General features: G+C 42.1%; 15 protein-coding genes. 5 read left to right on the top strand and 10 right to left on the bottom strand.

Annotated features, from left to right (window positions below; translation table 11 throughout):
* Positions 1–33: 33 nt before the first annotated feature.
* The 7 genes from HMPREF1125_RS03920 to recJ form a co-directional block, all read right to left on the bottom strand.
* Entirely contained in the window at positions 34–879 is an 846-nt protein-coding gene (locus tag HMPREF1125_RS03920; RefSeq protein WP_001015756.1) for a metallophosphoesterase family protein, read from the bottom strand.
* Positions 869–1480 (bottom strand): hypothetical protein, encoded by a 612-nt coding sequence (locus HMPREF1125_RS03925; protein ID WP_001079519.1) that lies wholly within the window; start codon positions 1478–1480, stop codon positions 869–871. Before HMPREF1125_RS03925 ends, HMPREF1125_RS03920 begins: the two co-directional genes overlap by 11 nt.
* A gap of 24 nt (positions 1481–1504) precedes the next feature.
* Positions 1505–3328: an excinuclease ABC subunit UvrC gene (uvrC, locus tag HMPREF1125_RS03930; protein ID WP_001061122.1), complete on the bottom strand. Its 1824-nt coding sequence runs from the start codon at positions 3326–3328 to the stop codon at positions 1505–1507.
* Between the two features lie 101 nt (positions 3329–3429).
* On the bottom strand, positions 3430–4131 hold the full coding sequence (locus HMPREF1125_RS03935) for a M57 family metalloprotease (protein ID WP_000498561.1): 702 nt from the start codon (positions 4129–4131) through the stop codon (positions 3430–3432).
* 104 nt (positions 4132–4235) lie between these two features.
* Positions 4236–5015 carry an alpha/beta hydrolase gene (locus HMPREF1125_RS03940; RefSeq protein ID WP_000290053.1) on the bottom strand — a complete coding sequence of 260 codons (780 nt, stop codon included), beginning with the start codon at positions 5013–5015 and terminating at the stop codon, positions 4236–4238.
* 68 nt (positions 5016–5083) lie between these two features.
* Entirely contained in the window at positions 5084–6745 is a 1662-nt protein-coding gene (locus tag HMPREF1125_RS03945) for a ribonuclease J (protein WP_000065597.1), read from the bottom strand.
* A 173-nt stretch (positions 6746–6918) separates the two neighbouring features.
* Positions 6919–9141, bottom strand: coding sequence for a single-stranded-DNA-specific exonuclease RecJ (gene recJ / locus HMPREF1125_RS03950; RefSeq protein ID WP_025172323.1), 2223 nt, complete (start codon positions 9139–9141; stop codon positions 6919–6921).
* A 177-nt stretch (positions 9142–9318) separates the two neighbouring features.
* Between recJ and HMPREF1125_RS03955 the strand changes: the two genes are divergently transcribed.
* The 5 genes from HMPREF1125_RS03955 to HMPREF1125_RS03975 all read left to right on the top strand — a co-directional run bounded on the left by HMPREF1125_RS03955 (position 9319) and on the right by HMPREF1125_RS03975 (position 13154).
* Positions 9319–10077, top strand: coding sequence for an amino acid ABC transporter ATP-binding protein (locus HMPREF1125_RS03955; RefSeq protein ID WP_001229587.1), 759 nt, complete (start codon positions 9319–9321; stop codon positions 10075–10077).
* A 10-nt stretch (positions 10078–10087) separates the two neighbouring features.
* A complete protein-coding gene (locus HMPREF1125_RS03960; protein ID WP_000726195.1) occupies positions 10088–10882 on the top strand; it encodes a transporter substrate-binding domain-containing protein in 795 nt (264 codons plus the stop codon).
* A gap of 12 nt (positions 10883–10894) precedes the next feature.
* Positions 10895–11572, top strand: a complete 678-nt coding sequence (locus HMPREF1125_RS03965; RefSeq protein ID WP_000131124.1) for an amino acid ABC transporter permease — start codon at positions 10895–10897, stop codon at positions 11570–11572.
* 9 nt (positions 11573–11581) lie between these two features.
* Entirely contained in the window at positions 11582–12241 is a 660-nt protein-coding gene (locus HMPREF1125_RS03970; RefSeq protein WP_000443852.1) for an amino acid ABC transporter permease, read from the top strand.
* Positions 12242–12371: 130 nt separating this feature from the next.
* Positions 12372–13154 (top strand): DUF4037 domain-containing protein, encoded by a 783-nt coding sequence (locus HMPREF1125_RS03975; protein WP_000613844.1) that lies wholly within the window; start codon positions 12372–12374, stop codon positions 13152–13154.
* Positions 13155–13440: 286 nt separating this feature from the next.
* Here the strand turns inward: HMPREF1125_RS03975 and HMPREF1125_RS03980 are convergent, their stop codons facing one another.
* From HMPREF1125_RS03980 to HMPREF1125_RS03990, 3 genes are all read right to left on the bottom strand, one after another.
* On the bottom strand, positions 13441–14463 hold the full coding sequence (locus HMPREF1125_RS03980) for a YdcF family protein (protein ID WP_000273626.1): 1023 nt from the start codon (positions 14461–14463) through the stop codon (positions 13441–13443).
* 67 nt (positions 14464–14530) lie between these two features.
* Entirely contained in the window at positions 14531–14968 is a 438-nt protein-coding gene (locus HMPREF1125_RS03985) for an Rrf2 family transcriptional regulator (protein ID WP_001167384.1), read from the bottom strand.
* 143 nt (positions 14969–15111) lie between these two features.
* Positions 15112–16053 carry a hypothetical protein gene (locus HMPREF1125_RS03990; RefSeq protein ID WP_000801530.1) on the bottom strand — a complete coding sequence of 314 codons (942 nt, stop codon included), beginning with the start codon at positions 16051–16053 and terminating at the stop codon, positions 15112–15114.
* Positions 16054–16211 lie beyond the last annotated feature (158 nt).

Genomic DNA, 16211 nt, shown 5'->3' on the forward strand with positions numbered 1-16211 from the left:
ACAAACCTCACTTCAAATTAAGGGCCACCCGCTTTATTTCTCACTTTGCAGAAAATCAAAATAATCTTTTACCTCCTCTACATACCCATGCTTTTCGATTAAACTAGCCAAAAGTTCCAAATTGTGCCCCTGATAGTTATCTTCACGACGTAGCTCTTCATACATTTCGATAAAGGGAAGCCCCTTAGACTTGGCTAATTCTAACTCAGCTTCATAGTCATAAGCGACTTTACGAAATTGGATATTTACCAATTCCCCATCTTCAACTTCTATCACAGCATACTGGGCACGGTGATTTTTTAACTTTTCCCAATCAAAATAGGGCATGCCAATCGTACCTGGATTGATGATTTGTTGTCCTCGGCTTCCATAACGAAGCAACTGCTTGTGGACATGACCATAGACTGCCACGTCAGTTTCCTCATCTAGGAGTTGGTCAAATTTCTCTGTGTTATTCCCAACAGACAGGTCCCCACCATAGTTTTTTTCAGGTAAATTATGAGAGAGAGAAAAGCGCAGTCCGTCAACTTCTTTCTTTTCCAGCAAAGGCAAGCTTCGTAGCCAGACAATCGTTTCAGGATCCATTCGCTCCATCAAAAACTGGGTTAATCGCATGAGCTGGACTTCCTGTGGGTCTTCTAAGCCATATTGCCCATCTAAAGCCTCAAGGACACAATCATCCCAATTGCCTCGAACACTTGCCGTGATAGGAAGATTCTTTAGCAGAGCAACCAGATCATTTGCACCTGGACCAGGAAGAAAAATATCTCCCATAAGCCAATATTCACTGGCTCCTTGAGTTTTAGCATCTGCAATCACTGCTTCTAATGCCGTTGCATTGCCATGAATATCTGATAAAATTGCGATTTTATGGTTCATGATGATTTCCTTTTTCTATTTCATCTAGCCAATTGTGAAACTCCCAACGAAGAGGATCTTCCTTGCCTATTCTTTGTCTCAAATAACCTTGATATTGAAGATAGAAAGCGTAATCTCCCCAACTACTCCACACTTGAGAAGGTCTTGGGATACACAACTGTTTGTTCGCCCTCTCTAACACGATGTTATCTATCGGTACGTGTAAAAAAGGAAAAACGAAGTCTAGGGTTACAGCTTCAAGCATATACAGATACTTGAAAGTCATATTAATCCACTTTTGAGCATGACCGTAAGTGAATCGAATCCCATTTGAGCGATAGCAATCTATCAGAACATCACAAGTCCTATGATGCCAACTATCAAAATCAGTTTGACACAGCTTGTCCCGATTCAAGAGATTTAAAATCGCTTCTTTGATACACTTAGAAGCTCGATTTCTCATCTCCAAGCGCTGTTCATCTGGCATGCCATGAAATCGCAAGGTTCGATTAAAATCAAGATAGGCTCGAGTAGTTGCAGCTAAAAATAAATCTTTTGAATTCCCAAAGTAAGCAAATCGTAAAAAAAGGAGTATATCTCTGTCAATCTCAATCCTATTCATTTCTTCTACTTTCTATCTAGATACTTATTCTAATTCTTTTAATGGTTCCGCTACTTGAGCCCATTCCACTTCTTCCTGAGGGTTCAACTTTCTCTGAACAGCTTCTGCGACTGCCCTTGGCACCCCAACTCCGACAATCTCATCCACACTGGCTTCCTTGATTTTAGTGAGAGACTTAAAATGTTTCATGAGATTTTGCTTGCGTTTAGGTCCTAGACCGTCAATCCCATCCAGTTGTGATGAAAAGGAGTTTTTGGAGCGCAGTTGGCGGTGGAAAGTGATAGCAAAGCGGTGCACCTCATCCTGGATGCGTTGGAGAAGGAAAAATTCCTGAGAATTACGAGACAACTCCACCACCTCAAGCGGATCTCCAAAGAGCAGTTCATGGGTTTGGTGCTTGTCATTCTTTTGCAGACCTGCAATTGGAATATCCAAGCCCAGCTCCTCTTGAATGACTTGCTTAGCGATATTGACCTGACCTTGTCCCCCATCGATGACAATCAAATCTGGCGGGGTTAAACCATCACGTTGAACTCGGCCATAGCGTCTGCGAATGACTTCTCTCATACTAGCATAGTCGTCTGGTCCAACAACCGTCTTGATTTTGTATTTACGGTAATCTTTTTTACTCGGTTTTCCGTTAACAAAGACCACCATGGCTGAAACAGGACTGGTTCCCATGATATTAGAGTTATCGAAGGACTCGATGCGAACTGGAGTCGGTATTTGAAGCAAGCGTCCCAGATTTTCAATAGCTCCTTGGGTCTTCTCGACAGATTTTTCTAGCAGATTGAACTTCTGCTCCAGACTAACACGGGCATTTTTTATGGCTAGATTGACCAGCTGTTTTTTCTCACCACGCTGGGGCTTGAGAATCTTGGTATCCACCAAGGCCTTGACAGCTTCTTCATTGATATCCTGTGGAATCAATACCTCGTTGGGAACTAGGTGGGATTTTTCTTGATAGAATTGTCCTACATAGGTCAAAAAATCCTCGTCCGGATCGTTGTAGTAAGGGAAGAGATTGACATCCCGCTCAATGAGCTTGCCTTGACGGACAAAGAAAACCTGAACACACATCCAGCCCTTATCTACATAGTAGCCAAAGACATCGCGATTTTGAAGATCTTTGGCCATAACCCGTTGCTTGGTCCGAAGCGTTCCAATGGCCTGAATCAGGTCACGATATTCCGCCGCACGTTCAAACTCCATACTTTTGGCTGCCTTTGCCATCTTCCCCTTGAGGTCATCAATGATTTTGTCATCCTGTCCTTTTAGAAAATCAGAAACCTCCTGAGCCATGGACTTGAAATAGGCCTCATCTTTTTTACAGATGGTATGGGCCATACATTGGCCAATATGATAGTAAAAACAAACCTTAGAGGGTGGATTGGTACACTTACGAAAAGGGAAAATCCGATCCAGTAGTCGCTTGATTTCATTAGCTGCCCCCACATCAGGATAAGGGCCAAAATAAAGACCACCGTCCTTTTTGACCTGACGGGTGATAATAAGCCGTGGATAGCGCTCATTGGTGATTTTGATAAAAGGATAGGACTTATCATCCTTGAGCATGATATTGTACTTGGGCTTGTTTTCCTTGATGAGGTTGATTTCCAGCAGAAGGGCCTCGATATTAGACTCGGTAACGATAAATTCAAAATCTACAATCTCAGATACCAGAGCTTCCGTCTTGGTATCGTGACTCCCACGAAAATAGGACCGCACGCGATTGCGCAGATTTTTAGCCTTTCCTACATAGATAATAGTGCCATTTTTATCCTTGTGAATGTAGCATCCAGGACTAGTCGGCAAGAGCTCTAGTTTTGATTTGATCAAGTTATTCATAGTTCCATTATAGCAAAAAGGCCGTAACAGGACGAACAAAAAGCCCCACCAATCACTTGTTGGAGGAGCTTTGATTTTATTTTAGATTGTATCGACTTCATCTAGTCGCTACTGGCATAGAGTTCTTGAACAGCCTTCACATCCCGAGGCTGAATCCCATAATAGGAACCTGCCGGCTGCATGACAGAAATTTCGCTGGTATGATCCAATCCGATGGCATGCCCCAGCTCATGTTCTGCCGTGTGCACGATCCGTTCGTAAGAATATCCATAGTTTGGATTGGATAGATAATAGTGATTTAGGCGAACCGTTACAGATATAAATTGATTGGTCAATAGATTGGTTTGACTCTCGGCTTGCCCAGCTACAGCTGTCGATCCATCATTCATCTCACTTGCCACAATATCTGCCTGACTAGGATCCGCAACCACCTCAAAGGTAAAGGCTCCCGTTTGATTCCAGTTTTTTATAGCTTCTGCATAGGCAGCTTGGAAGGTCTCATCCATTTGAGGCTCAATATAGATGCGAGCTGAGGCCTGAGCCCACTTGCCTTCTGCATGTTGGTGACTGTCTGTCTGAGACAAGACTTCCAGCGTCCCCGTCTCTTTCCATTGATTCCAGCCACCTTGACCAATCTTGCTCATTTTTTCAACATGATTGACCGCAGAATGAAAATCACCAGACAGATACCAAACCACTCCAAAAGCAATGAGTAGTAGAATGACCACAGTCCAAACCAGACGCCAGAAGAAACGCCAAATTCCCAACAGAAATCGGAACAATAATCGAATAATCCAGAACATGACACTCCACCTTTCATAAAAATAAGAACCTATCTTGAAATCACATTCTCCTTAATCAAGATAGATTCTCTATTTTACTGAATAAAGCTGAAAGAAATCTAAAACTAAGATAAGCGTTCTTCCAAGACAAAGTCAATTGGTAGAGTAGCTAAAAAACGTTCCAATTGTTTTTCCCAGTAGTACCACTCGTGCTTACCTGGACTGTGACTATAGGTTACCTCAAAACCAAGCTTTTTGAGGTTTTTCACTGCGAGATTATTGGCAGAGTAGAGATAGTCTTGCTCTCCACACCAAGCCCATAGTTTGGTCTTTTTATCCGATTTCGCAGCTAGACTTTCAAGCGAATGAGGGCTAGCTGTCCAGTCTTTGATTTCTCCAAAAACTCCTCGCCAGTAGGCAAGAGAGCCCAAATCCTGGCTTTCAGGAGAAAATTCTTGAAAACTGAGCGCACCAGAAAAACTAGCCGCATGAGAAAAACGATTCGTCGATAGAGCGAGTTTGAAGGAGCCGTAGCCACCCATGGAGAGACCTGCTATGAAGGTCTTTTCTCGCTTGCTGGTCATATTGGGGAAGAAACGTTTCATAACCTGAGGTAACTCTTCTGCTAGAGCAGTAAAGTAGTTAAAACCATACTGGGTATCTGTGTACCAGCCATTGCTAGTATTGGGCATGATGACAATGAGATTGGTCCCGCGCAACAAACGTTCGACATTAGTTCGCTTGAGCCAGCTATTTTGATTTCCTGACATTCCGTGCAAAAGATAAAGGACAGGAATATCTGTGCAATCTGGTTCAGTCACCCGACTGCCATCTGGATAGAGTACGGTAACACCCCACTCCATATCCAAAACTTCTGAGTAATACTCAATATTCATAACCGCCATGAATCTCTCCTTTTACTATTCTATAAGAAAAAGCCGAATTTCGACTTTTTCTGTAGGTATTCTGCTTATTATTTTGCTTCCATCACGACTGGCAAGATTGCTGGGCGACGCTTAGTTTGATCAAAGAGGTACTTGGTCAGATTGTCACGAACCTTGCCTTTGAGATCTGCCCAATCAAAGTCATCACCTTGAAGATACTCTTCTACCGTTTGGTTAATCAATTCGGAACTTTCACGGAGAATGTCGCGACTCTTCTTAAGGTAGATAAATCCACGCGTATGAACACGAGCCTTAGCCACAATCTTCTTCTCACGACGGTTAACAGTGATAGCCACGATAAAGATTCCATCCTCTGACAAGACCTTACGGTCGCGAAGAACGACATTCCCAACATCACCAATGGCATTTCCATCAATCATGACATCGCCTGCAGAAACTGCTCCAGCTGGGACGAAGTCTCCATGTTCATAGGACATGGTCGTTCCCTTTTTAGGGATAAAAATGCGTTCTGGCAACATGCCAACTGCCATGGCAGCCTTGGCATGCGCATCCAACTCACGGTACTCCCCTTGTACAGGGAAAAGATATTTCGGTTGCAAAAGATTGATCATCAACTGCAAATCACGCGCATTCCCGTGTCCAGATACTCGCAAGCTCTGGGTAATGAGTTTTACCACACCACCAGCTTGGTAAATCATATTTTCAACGCGAGCCACAACCGCTTCTTTGGCGGTGGATGGAGTTGTTACGATATAGACCAAGTCCCCATCCTTGATTTCTACATAACGGTGGCGCCCAACGGACATCTTGCGAAGTCCATTGATGGGTTCACCCATACGACCTGTCTCTAGGATAATCAACTCATGGTCTTCAAAACGAGACATTTCTTTTGGTTTAATCAAAAGGCTTTCATTAGCTAGAGACAATTTTTTGAGACGAATCGCTGTACGAACGATATTTTCAACATCAAATCCAGTCAAAACGACTCGGCGACCAGTCTCCGCAGCTGCATCAAAAACCTGCTGGATACGAGAAAGGTTGCTGGCAACTGCTGCAACGATGATACGACCATCCCAATCAGCGATAGTTTGGGTAATTTCATCTCCAACTTCACTCTCGCTCGCCACCTGGATATTGCTGTCTGCATTCGCAGAATCACTGAGAAGTGCCAAGACACCGTCACGGCCGATTTCGGCTAAACGCGCAAAATCCGTCGCATAGGATTCACTAGCCGTCTGGTCAAATTTGAAGTCGCCTGTGTAAACAATGTTCCCTTTTGGTGTTTTTAACACAACTCCCAGACTTTCTGGGATAGAGTGAGTCGTACGGAAGAAGGAAACAACCGTTCCCCCAAAGTCAATCTCCGTGTTTTCATCAATGATATGGAAGTCATTGAATTTCTTAACCGTATCATTTCCTTTGACAAAGAGTTTCGCCAACTCGATAGTCAACTCAGAGCCAAACACAGGCACCTTAGCCTCTGCCAAGAGATAAGGCAGGGCACCAATGGCATCCGCATGCCCGTGAGTCAAGAAGACCCCTGCGATACGGTCGCTATTTTCAAAAAGGTAGTCCATGTTTGGAATGACGACATCAACCCCTAGTTGTTCATTTTCAGGGTATTTAAGCCCTGCATCCAAAACAAAGATAGATTCATCGATTTCAGCAATGTACATATTTTTCCCATTTTCTCGTACACCACCTAGTGTTGTTAAACTGATATTACTCATTTCCCCTCCGAAACTTAATTTATCTTGATTATAGGGTAGGTTTACCCTCTTATTCTAAAAGTTCTAAAACTTTCAGCCGAATCTTTTCCTACCATTATACCATTTTTTTGATGATTTTCAAAATGAAGGTTTGTTTTCAAAAAAGAGCTGGTTGCCCAACTCTTTCCTAACTTCTACTCTTTTCTCATCAAAAAGTTATACATTTCTTGCACTGTCCCCAGCGCCAGCATTTCTTGGTCTTTGACAGTTTGTTTGAGATTTTGGTAAATCTGACTTTCACCAATTTCCCTTTTCGGCGCTTCTTTATTGACTGTCATGACACCGTCTTTGATTGTCACAAAACCTAGCTCTTCAAATACTTGAATCATCTTGACCAGCAAGATTTGTTGAATATTGAGATAAGATGCTAAATCCTTCAGCTTATAGCGAATATCGAACTCTGGGAATTGGTAGATGGTTTTGTATAATTTGGCAAACTGCTCTCTAGTCCCATAACCTGTTAGATAGTAGGCCTTGTCGATGTCGTTCTTGAAATAGACAGCAGAGAAATCTTGTTCCTGAAAAATGGTCTTCAGCAAGGTAATATCCTCGGGAATGGTTTTCACAACCACAGCATCACTAGTCGCTAAATCTGGCACCTCTCCAGAGAAATCCAAGACTGGAACCCCTTCTGGCAAGGCTACGTTCTTCCCACGAATGTTAAAGAGTTGAACACCTTCCACACGCGCATCCACCATTATCAACTGGAGGGCAGTTTGCCCATTCCATTGGTTGACAGACAAGGTGACTGCCAATTCTAGATTCTTGGTTTGAGCAAACTCTGTCGCCCATCTACCTTGTCCAAAGGCCACCACTTCAAAACTCGCCTCACCCTTGGAAATTTTTAGTTTTAGGTGGGCATTGCCTGCCCCCATAGTACGGGCACTTTCGACATAAAAATCCTTGATATAAAAGACAGGTTTCTGATTGTCCATTCCAAAAGGTGCCAACCGTTCAAAACTTTTGACCGTTTCCAAGCTAAGAGTCTCCAAGTCCAACTCTTCATCTAAATTTAACTTGTTCTTACCACCAGCATCTGCACCTTTTTCACGGATATAATCTTCCAAAACCTGGGATAAATCTGAGAGTTTCTCAACCTCTAGCGTCATCCCTGCTGCACCAGCATGTCCACCAAAGGCGATGAAGAGGTCTCGATGGGGATCCAGAGCCTCAAAAATATCGACTGCTTCCACACTACGAGCGCTACCCTTGGCACGACCATCTTCTATATTAAGAACGATAACTGTTTGCCCTAGCTCTTCCAACAAACGACCAGCAACGATACCCAGAACGCCAGGATTCCAGCCTTCCTTGGCTAAGACCTGGACCTTCTTCTCAGGATCCACCATGGTCTTAGCTTCTTCATAGATAGACTGGACGATTTCCTTGCGCTCTTCATTTTTCTGCTGAATCATGAGGGCAATCTCATGCGCTTCCTCATCGTCAAACCCAGTCAGCAAATCAATGGCAGGATTGGGATCATCCAATCGCCCCAAGGCATTTAAACGAGGGGCAATCTGGAAACCAACCGTTTCTTCTGTAACTTCATTCGCAGCAATCCCAGCCATATCCAGCATTTCTTGTAGACCAATACGCTGAGTATGCCCCAGCATTTCCAGACCATATTGAACCAAAATACGGTTTTCATCTGTCAAACTCACCATATCTGCAATGGTACCGATAGCAACCAAATCAAGCAATTCCACTTGCACTTCTTCTAAAAGAGCGCAAGCTAGCTTGAAAGCCACTCCGCATCCGGCCAAATATTTGAAGGGATAATCCGCATCTGGATGCTCAGGGTGAACAATCGCATAGGCATCAGGAAGGGTTTCCGGCATGGAATGGTGATCGGTCACAATGACATCCACACCCATAGTCTGAGCCAATTCAATGGCTTCGTGACCTGCAACCCCATTATCCACTGTCACAATCAAGGAAATTCCCTCTTGCTCGATAAAATATTTATAGACACTGGCATTGGGACCATAGCCATCGGTAAAACGATTTGGCAAATAAACACGGCACTCGGCGCCAAGCTGTTCCAAACTTTCCTTCACAATCGACGCTGAAGTCATACCATCCGCATCGTAGTCTCCGTAGATGAGAATGTTTTCCCCTTCTTCAATGGCCTGACGAATCCGTTCCACTGCCTTGTCCATATCATGGAGCAGATAGGGGTCATGCAAGTCCTCTAAAGAAGGTTCTAAAAACTTCTTTAGACTTTCTTCATCCTGAATTCCTCTTTCAAATAATAATCGAGCCACCTCAGGACCCAGCCCAGCCTTCTTGGCTATCTTTGTAAAATCCGCATCTTCAACCTGCGGGGCAAACTGCCATTCATAAGTAGGAGTTATCAAAAAGACATCCACTCTTTCTAAGAATTCTATCGTTTCATTATAACATGATTTAGGCATTTTCTCTATCCAGATTGCTTTTTTATAATATTTTAGTGAATTTTTTTCAGATATGATTTGACAAGAACATTCTTTTGTTGTAGAATCATGTTATAAAATCTAACACAAAGGAGATCTCTCATGGCTTTAGTAGAATTTAAAAACGTCGAAAAATATTACGGAGACTATCACGCACTCCGCGACATCAATCTCCGTTTTGAAAAAGGACAAGTTGTTGTCCTGCTTGGACCTTCTGGTTCTGGGAAGTCCACTCTTATCCGTACTATCAATGGTTTAGAGGCTGTTGACAAAGGAAGTCTCCTGGTCAATGGACACCAAGTAGCAGGTGCTAGCCAGAAAGATCTGGTTCCTCTTCGTAAGGAAGTCGGCATGGTTTTTCAACATTTTAACCTTTATCCACACAAAACAGTGTTAGAAAATGTAACACTCGCACCCATAAAAGTTCTAGGAATTGATAAAAAAGAAGCTGAAAAAACCGCCCAAAAATATCTGGAATTTGTAAATATGTGGGACAAGAAAGATTCCTATCCCGCCATGCTATCTGGTGGACAAAAACAGCGGATCGCCATCGCACGTGGCCTCGCTATGCATCCGGAACTCCTCCTCTTTGATGAGCCAACATCTGCTCTTGACCCTGAAACCATCGGAGATGTTCTAGCAGTTATGCAAAAACTGGCGCATGATGGGATGAACATGATCATCGTTACCCACGAAATGGGCTTTGCCCGTGAAGTTGCGGACCGCATCATCTTTATGGCTGACGGAGAAGTTTTAGTAGATACGACAGATGTCGATGACTTTTTCGACAATCCAAGCGAACCTCGTGCCCAACAATTCCTCAGCAAAATTATCAACCACGAAAGTGATAAAGTCAAATAAGGAGGTGCCTATGAAAAAGAAATTCTTTTTATCAGCATTATTGATTAGCCTTTTCAGCCTTGTTGCTGCCAAACCAGTTCAGGCTGATACCAGCGTCGCAGACATTCAAAAAAGAGGCGAACTAGTTGTCGGTGTCAAACAAGACGTTCCCAATTTTGGTTACAAGGATCCCAAGACAGGGACTTATTCTGGTATCGAAACAGACCTGGCCAAGATGATTGCGGATGAACTCAAGGTCAAGGTTCGCTACGTTCCTGTTACCGCTCAAACTCGTGGCCCCCTTCTTGACAATGAACAAGTCGATTTGGATATCGCGACCTTTACTATCACAGAAGAACGTAAAAAACTCTATAACTTCACCAGTCCCTACTATACGGACGCTTCTGGATTTTTGGTCAATAAATCCGCCAACATCAAAAGCATTGAGGACCTAAACGGCAAAACCATTGGGGTTGCCCAAGGTTCCATCACCCAACGCCTGATTACTGAACTGGGCAAAAAGAAAGGTCTAACCTTTAAATTTGTCGAACTTGGTTCCTACCCAGAATTGATTACTTCCCTTCACGCTCACCGTATTGATGCCTTTTCCGTGGACCGCTCTATCCTATCTGGCTACATTAGTAAACGGACAGAACTACTAGATGATAGTTTTAAACCATCTGACTACGGTATTGTTACCAAGAAATCAAACACCGAGCTCAACGATTATCTTGATAGCTTGGTCACTAAATGGACCAAGGACGGTAGTTTGCAGAAACTTTATGACCGTTACAAGCTCAAACCATCTAGCCATACCGCAGATTAAGGAGGACACCCCATGACAGATTTATCATCTTGGACAGCCTATTTTCAGGATTTTGGACAATTTTTCAATGGTTTCCTCTTCACCCTTGCCCTAGCGATTGGTTCCTTTATCCTCGCCATGGTTTTGGGCATCTTCTTTGGAGCCATGTCAACCAGCAAACGCCCATTCTTGCGTATTTTGGCTCGTATCTTTGTCGAATTTTACCAAAACACTCCCCTCTTGGTGCAGTTTGTCATCGTCTTTTATGGTTTGCCTCTTATCAGTGAACACACCATCATGATTCCGATTTATTGGACAGCTGTACTTTGCGTGGGACTCTATCACGGCGCCTATATCGCTGAGGTTATTCGTTCAGGGATTCAGTCTATCCCTAGCGGTCAGATGGAGGCCGCCTTGTCACAAGGATTTACCTATATCAGTGCTATGCGCTTAATTATCTTGCCTCAGGCCTTCCGTATCATTCTCCCTCCATTGACCAACCAAATTGTTAATCTCATCAAGAACACCTCTACCGTAGCCATCATCTCTGGAGTGGACTTGATGTTTGTGACCAAGTCTTGGTCGGCTCTCAACGGAAACTATATCCCAGCCTTTTTAGGCGCTGCTCTTCTCTACTTTGCTCTATGCTTCCCTGTTGCCCAGTTTGGTCGCAAGATGGAGCAAGCCAACAAAAAAGCCTATTCACTTTAGGAGGTTACTATGGAATCTATTTTAGAAGTTTTGACCCCAGATAACCTAATCTTTATCTTTAAAGGATTTGGCTTGACCCTCTACATTTCTCTAATTGCTATCGTCCTATCAACCCTTATCGGAACAGTACTAGCCGTCATGAGAAATGGGAAAAATCCTATCTTACGGATCATCTCCAGCATTTACATCGAATTTGTGCGTAATGTTCCCAACCTTCTCTGGATTTTCACTATCTTTTTGGTTTTCAAGATGAAGTCGACGCCAGCTGGCATTACCGCCTTCACCCTCTTTACATCAGCAGCCCTAGCTGAGATTATCCGAGGTGGCCTCAATGCCGTAGACAAGGGGCAGTACGAAGCAGGAATGTCGCAAGGATTCACCTCTGCGCAAATCCTCTACTACATCATTCTCCCACAAGCGATCCGTAAAATGCTGCCAGCCATCATTTCTCAGTTTGTAACTGTGATTAAGGATACTAGCCTTCTCTACTCTGTTATCGCTCTACAAGAACTCTTTGGCGCTAGCCAAATTCTCATGGGACGCTATTTCGAACCAGAGCAGGTCTTCAGTCTTTATATCCTGATTGCCTTGATTTACTTTATCTTTAACTTTGCTATTTCTAGCTTGTCTCATAAGCTGGCAAAACGTTGGCAACAAGCAGCAGAATAAAGAAAGAAATGTGAACTCAAAACAAGGGTTCACATTTTTTGCTATAAATGAAAAAGGGCAACTCAATGCTATGCAAACGTTTTACTTTTTGGTAAAATGACTTTAAAACCATAAAGCAAGGAGAAAAACAATGATTCAAGACCTTTACAAAGAATTCTCTCAACTGGAACAAGTAGAAGCTATCGCTCTTGGTGGTTCACGTGCAGGACAAGACTACGATCAAAATTCTGACTATGACGTTTATGTCTATCTCAACGCTTCTATTGACGAGGCGACTCGCCTAAAAATTTTGAGTAAATACTGCTCCCATATGGAAATTGGAAATCAGTTTTGGGAGTTAGAGGACGACTGTGTACTAAACAACGGTATCCAAATCGAGTTGATTTATCGTTCGCTGGAGTCGTTTGAACAAGAATTGAACTCAACCGTTTTTCAACACAAAGCTCAAAATGCTTATACAACTTGCATGTGGCATAATCTACTCCACAGCAAGATTCTATACGATCCGAATGGAAACTATGCTTCGCTCCAAAGAGCCTACCAGATTCCCTATCCACAGGAACTCAAAAAGCATATCATCGAAAGGCAACTCCTTTTGCTAGAACAAGCCATGCCTGCCTTCTCTCACCAAATAGAAAAAGCTATCAAACGCCAAGATCTTCTCAGTATGAATCATCGTACGAGTGAGTTTTTTGCTTCCTACTTTGACTTGTTATTTGCGCTCAATGAGCAAACCCATCCTGGTGAAAAACGAATGTTGGAGTACGCAAAGACCAATTGTACCCTCCTCCCTAAACAATTTGAAGAAACTATTCGCAAGTATTTCCAACTACTCTATCAACCACAACAAGGAGAACAAGCGATCGTAACCTTGCAAACTATCCTGAAGGAACTAAAAGCCATTTTGCCATAGACCAAAAAGAAAATGTGAACCTCTGTTGTTGTTCACATTTTTATTTGTCGTTGACTGTAAAATTCTAGTCTACTCATATTCAGTTGCCTATTTTTGGCTCTCTCTGAAAATCTGTAACTAGGTTAGAAATTGTTCAATTGATTGACGAGCAATCATGAAGCCGTTCCAAAAACCGCACTCACAATCACTTACCCTGCTCTTTCATTACTAGTGACACTTTTTCCCTTAGGATTACTACAGGATTTTTTAGAGATTCTAACAAGAATTACAATATGAATTTTACATATTACCATAGAATACCTCTATAAGAGAAAATCAGAGCTAAAATCAACAAAACATAGAAAGCGATAAAAAGCCATCTCATCTTCACACATAGAGCAATATATTCTCTAATAAAGGCCGATGGAATATAGTAGGCAGCTGTACGGCAACCAAGGCCATCTCCCTTCATCCCAATACGGCGAGCATAGGTACTGGTACGAAAAACATGGTAATCATTGGTCACAAAGAGAAAACGTGGACTGGTCACCAGCCTCTCTCCTATTTCTTTTGAGAAGAGAAGATTCTCATAGGTTGTCGTTGAGTCGTCCTCTAGGAAAATTGCTTCTCTCGGAACATCCGTCTCTTCCAGCAAATAATTACAAATTGCCTGAGCTTCGGAAATCTTCTCATCCCCACCTCGACCACCACTTGCGATGATTTTAACATTGGGATTGAGAGACTGGTGATAAGCTTCTACTGCCTTATCAATGCGACTCTTCAGTAAGGGAGTCACTTTTTCTCCATTCAACAAGCCTGCTCCGTGAATGATAATAAAATCATAATATTTTTTCTTAGGAATAAAAAGATACAGGATAGAATAAAGCAGAAATCCTGCAAAGGCAAAACCAAAAATCAAATACGAATAAATCAAAAAGAAAAAGATAATATTCACTAGATGATTGGTGTAAAACAAGCCCTTGGTATCGCTCACTCGAATCGCCATGATCACAAAAAAGAATAGAATCACACAACCTAATCCTAGAGACAAATAATTTGCCTTGGATTTTCCTTCTTTTTTCAATAACACAAATCCATTATAAATAAGGAAAAAACCACTTAGAAAAACTAAAAGAGGCAGCAGGAGAAAAATCCCTGCAAAGAAAACCATGTGCACTTCTTTCTGTCCAGCTTCGTAAAAAAGATTGGCAATGGACATATAAGAAAAGAGCAGAGACAAAAGCAAAAGAGCAGGATTCCAGAGACTGCGATTGTCCCTAAAAAATGAAATCAGAAAAAATAGGACAAAAAATCCTGTAATAAAGTACATAGTCTTCTCCTTTGATGACTACATTGTACCATAATTATGGCAATAGATAAAGAGGACTCTAGCCCTCTTACTTTGTCATTTTATTCTGAGTATCAGCCACAACCTGAGCCAGACTCGTCTGACGAAGCTGGTTTTCCATCGCTAGTTGGATATCCAGCAATTTTTGATCCAAGACTTTATGGATATTGGCCCCTACTGGACAGTTGGGGTTGGGATTATCATGGAAACTAAAGAGTTTACCAGATTTTCCCAAACATTCGACAGCCTGATACACATCAAAAAGGTTGATATCTCGTAGGTCCTTTATAATTTCGGTACCGCCCGTCCCACGCGCAACTGATATCAGTTCAGCTTTTTTGAGTTGGGACAAGGTTTTGCGAATAATAACTGGATTGACTCCAACACTGGCTGCGAGAAAATCACTAGTTACCTTACTCTCTTGACTCTTAATGGCAATAATGATTAACATATGAGTCGCAATCGTAAATCGACTTGAAATTTGCATCTTCTTCTCCTTTTACATCCTATCTGATACCCATTATACCCTTTTATGTTGTAATGTCAATTATTACTACAAAGAGTGTCCTCTAAAAAAGCCTTGTATTCCCTAATAAGTCCAATGACATAGAGAATACAAAAGCTTATCCTTTATCCAATTTTACGAGCAGTTCCCTTTGTTTTGTGACTTGACCAGACTGAACTGATAGAAATCCCCGCACCGACCAAGGTAAAAACAGCTAACATCCCTAGATTAAAGAAATAATTATCTGGATATTCTCCGCTTGCAATTAGTTCATTGACCACTCGGAAAGCATAGGCAAACTCAACCCCTAGTTGAGCTACGACTTCCATTGCCAAATCGATTTGATTTACTAAAAAGACTGTAACTACCATCAAAACAACAGAAATCAGAATCCCTTTTCGTGATAACTTTCTTGCAAACATTTCATATCCTTTAATGGTACAAATTCCAAGAACAAGCCCCGCTGCGACAGCTACATAACCAAGACGTGCGATGAAAAGAGCAACCGCCCCACCAATCAAGGCTCCAAGTAAGGCTCCAATGGTTCCAAGAAGAACATTTTCCTTCTGACTATGATAAGAATCCATTTCAATTTGGAGATTGCTCTTCAAAAATTGATAGCTTTCTTCATTGATAATGAAAACCGACTCTCCTAATTGATAAAGACTAACTGGCCCCTCTTGACCACTGTAGTCACAAACTTGAACGAAGTGATGGGATTCAAGGAAATCTACAAAGTCTCTTATAAGTGTCTGTAACTTTTCAATTGTCTTTGATTTGCGCATCGCACCCTTGACAACAATAGATACAGTGTACTGATTAATAGATAAGGTTGACAAGTTTGGAAGTGATTCGCTCTTAAAGTCATCCCACACCAACTCGTTTTCTTCTGAATCCGCAGGATTGCCATTCAAGCTCACACTGACACTAAGTCGAAACTGATTTTTTACATCTGTTTCATGTAGCAATAGCAAGTAGCCTGATTGTACGCCATAAATGCTTCCAGACTCCTCATCAAACTGTAGGCCTAATCCCGACGCAATTGCCTGTAATTCTTCTGGCTTCATAAATTATCTCCCTATTATTTTGAACATCAATTAGTATGGTGTTCAAATTATATATTTTTCCATATTCTAGCATAAATTTTATAAGTAGTCAATTCATATCCAGTTCGACTTATCGCGAAACAGCAGTCACTAGACTATCCTATTTCTAGTCAAAACTC

The organism is Streptococcus oralis SK304 (assembly GCF_000287715.1).
Taxonomy (GTDB): Bacteria; Bacillota; Bacilli; order Lactobacillales; family Streptococcaceae; genus Streptococcus; species Streptococcus oralis_Y.

Excerpts from the sequence above, each read along its gene's own strand:
- HMPREF1125_RS03990 (WP_000801530.1), bottom strand. The coding sequence starts at position 16,053 with ATGAAGCCAGAAGAATTACAGGCAATTGCGTCGGGATTAGGCCTACAG.
- HMPREF1125_RS03920 (WP_001015756.1), bottom strand. The coding sequence starts at position 879 with ATGAACCATAAAATCGCAATTTTATCAGATATTCATGGCAATGCAACG.
- HMPREF1125_RS03965 (WP_000131124.1), top strand. The coding sequence starts at position 10,895 with ATGACAGATTTATCATCTTGGACAGCCTATTTTCAGGATTTTGGACAA.
- HMPREF1125_RS03955 (WP_001229587.1), top strand. The coding sequence starts at position 9,319 with ATGGCTTTAGTAGAATTTAAAAACGTCGAAAAATATTACGGAGACTAT.
- HMPREF1125_RS03980 (WP_000273626.1), bottom strand. The coding sequence starts at position 14,463 with ATGTACTTTATTACAGGATTTTTTGTCCTATTTTTTCTGATTTCATTT.
- HMPREF1125_RS03925 (WP_001079519.1), bottom strand. The coding sequence starts at position 1,480 with ATGAATAGGATTGAGATTGACAGAGATATACTCCTTTTTTTACGATTT.
- HMPREF1125_RS03935 (WP_000498561.1), bottom strand. The coding sequence starts at position 4,131 with ATGTTCTGGATTATTCGATTATTGTTCCGATTTCTGTTGGGAATTTGG.
- HMPREF1125_RS03970 (WP_000443852.1), top strand. The coding sequence starts at position 11,582 with ATGGAATCTATTTTAGAAGTTTTGACCCCAGATAACCTAATCTTTATC.
- HMPREF1125_RS03985 (WP_001167384.1), bottom strand. The coding sequence starts at position 14,968 with ATGCAAATTTCAAGTCGATTTACGATTGCGACTCATATGTTAATCATT.
- uvrC (WP_001061122.1), bottom strand. The coding sequence starts at position 3,328 with ATGAATAACTTGATCAAATCAAAACTAGAGCTCTTGCCGACTAGTCCT.
- HMPREF1125_RS03940 (WP_000290053.1), bottom strand. The coding sequence starts at position 5,015 with ATGGCGGTTATGAATATTGAGTATTACTCAGAAGTTTTGGATATGGAG.
- HMPREF1125_RS03975 (WP_000613844.1), top strand. The coding sequence starts at position 12,372 with ATGATTCAAGACCTTTACAAAGAATTCTCTCAACTGGAACAAGTAGAA.
- HMPREF1125_RS03945 (WP_000065597.1), bottom strand. The coding sequence starts at position 6,745 with ATGAGTAATATCAGTTTAACAACACTAGGTGGTGTACGAGAAAATGGG.
- HMPREF1125_RS03960 (WP_000726195.1), top strand. The coding sequence starts at position 10,088 with ATGAAAAAGAAATTCTTTTTATCAGCATTATTGATTAGCCTTTTCAGC.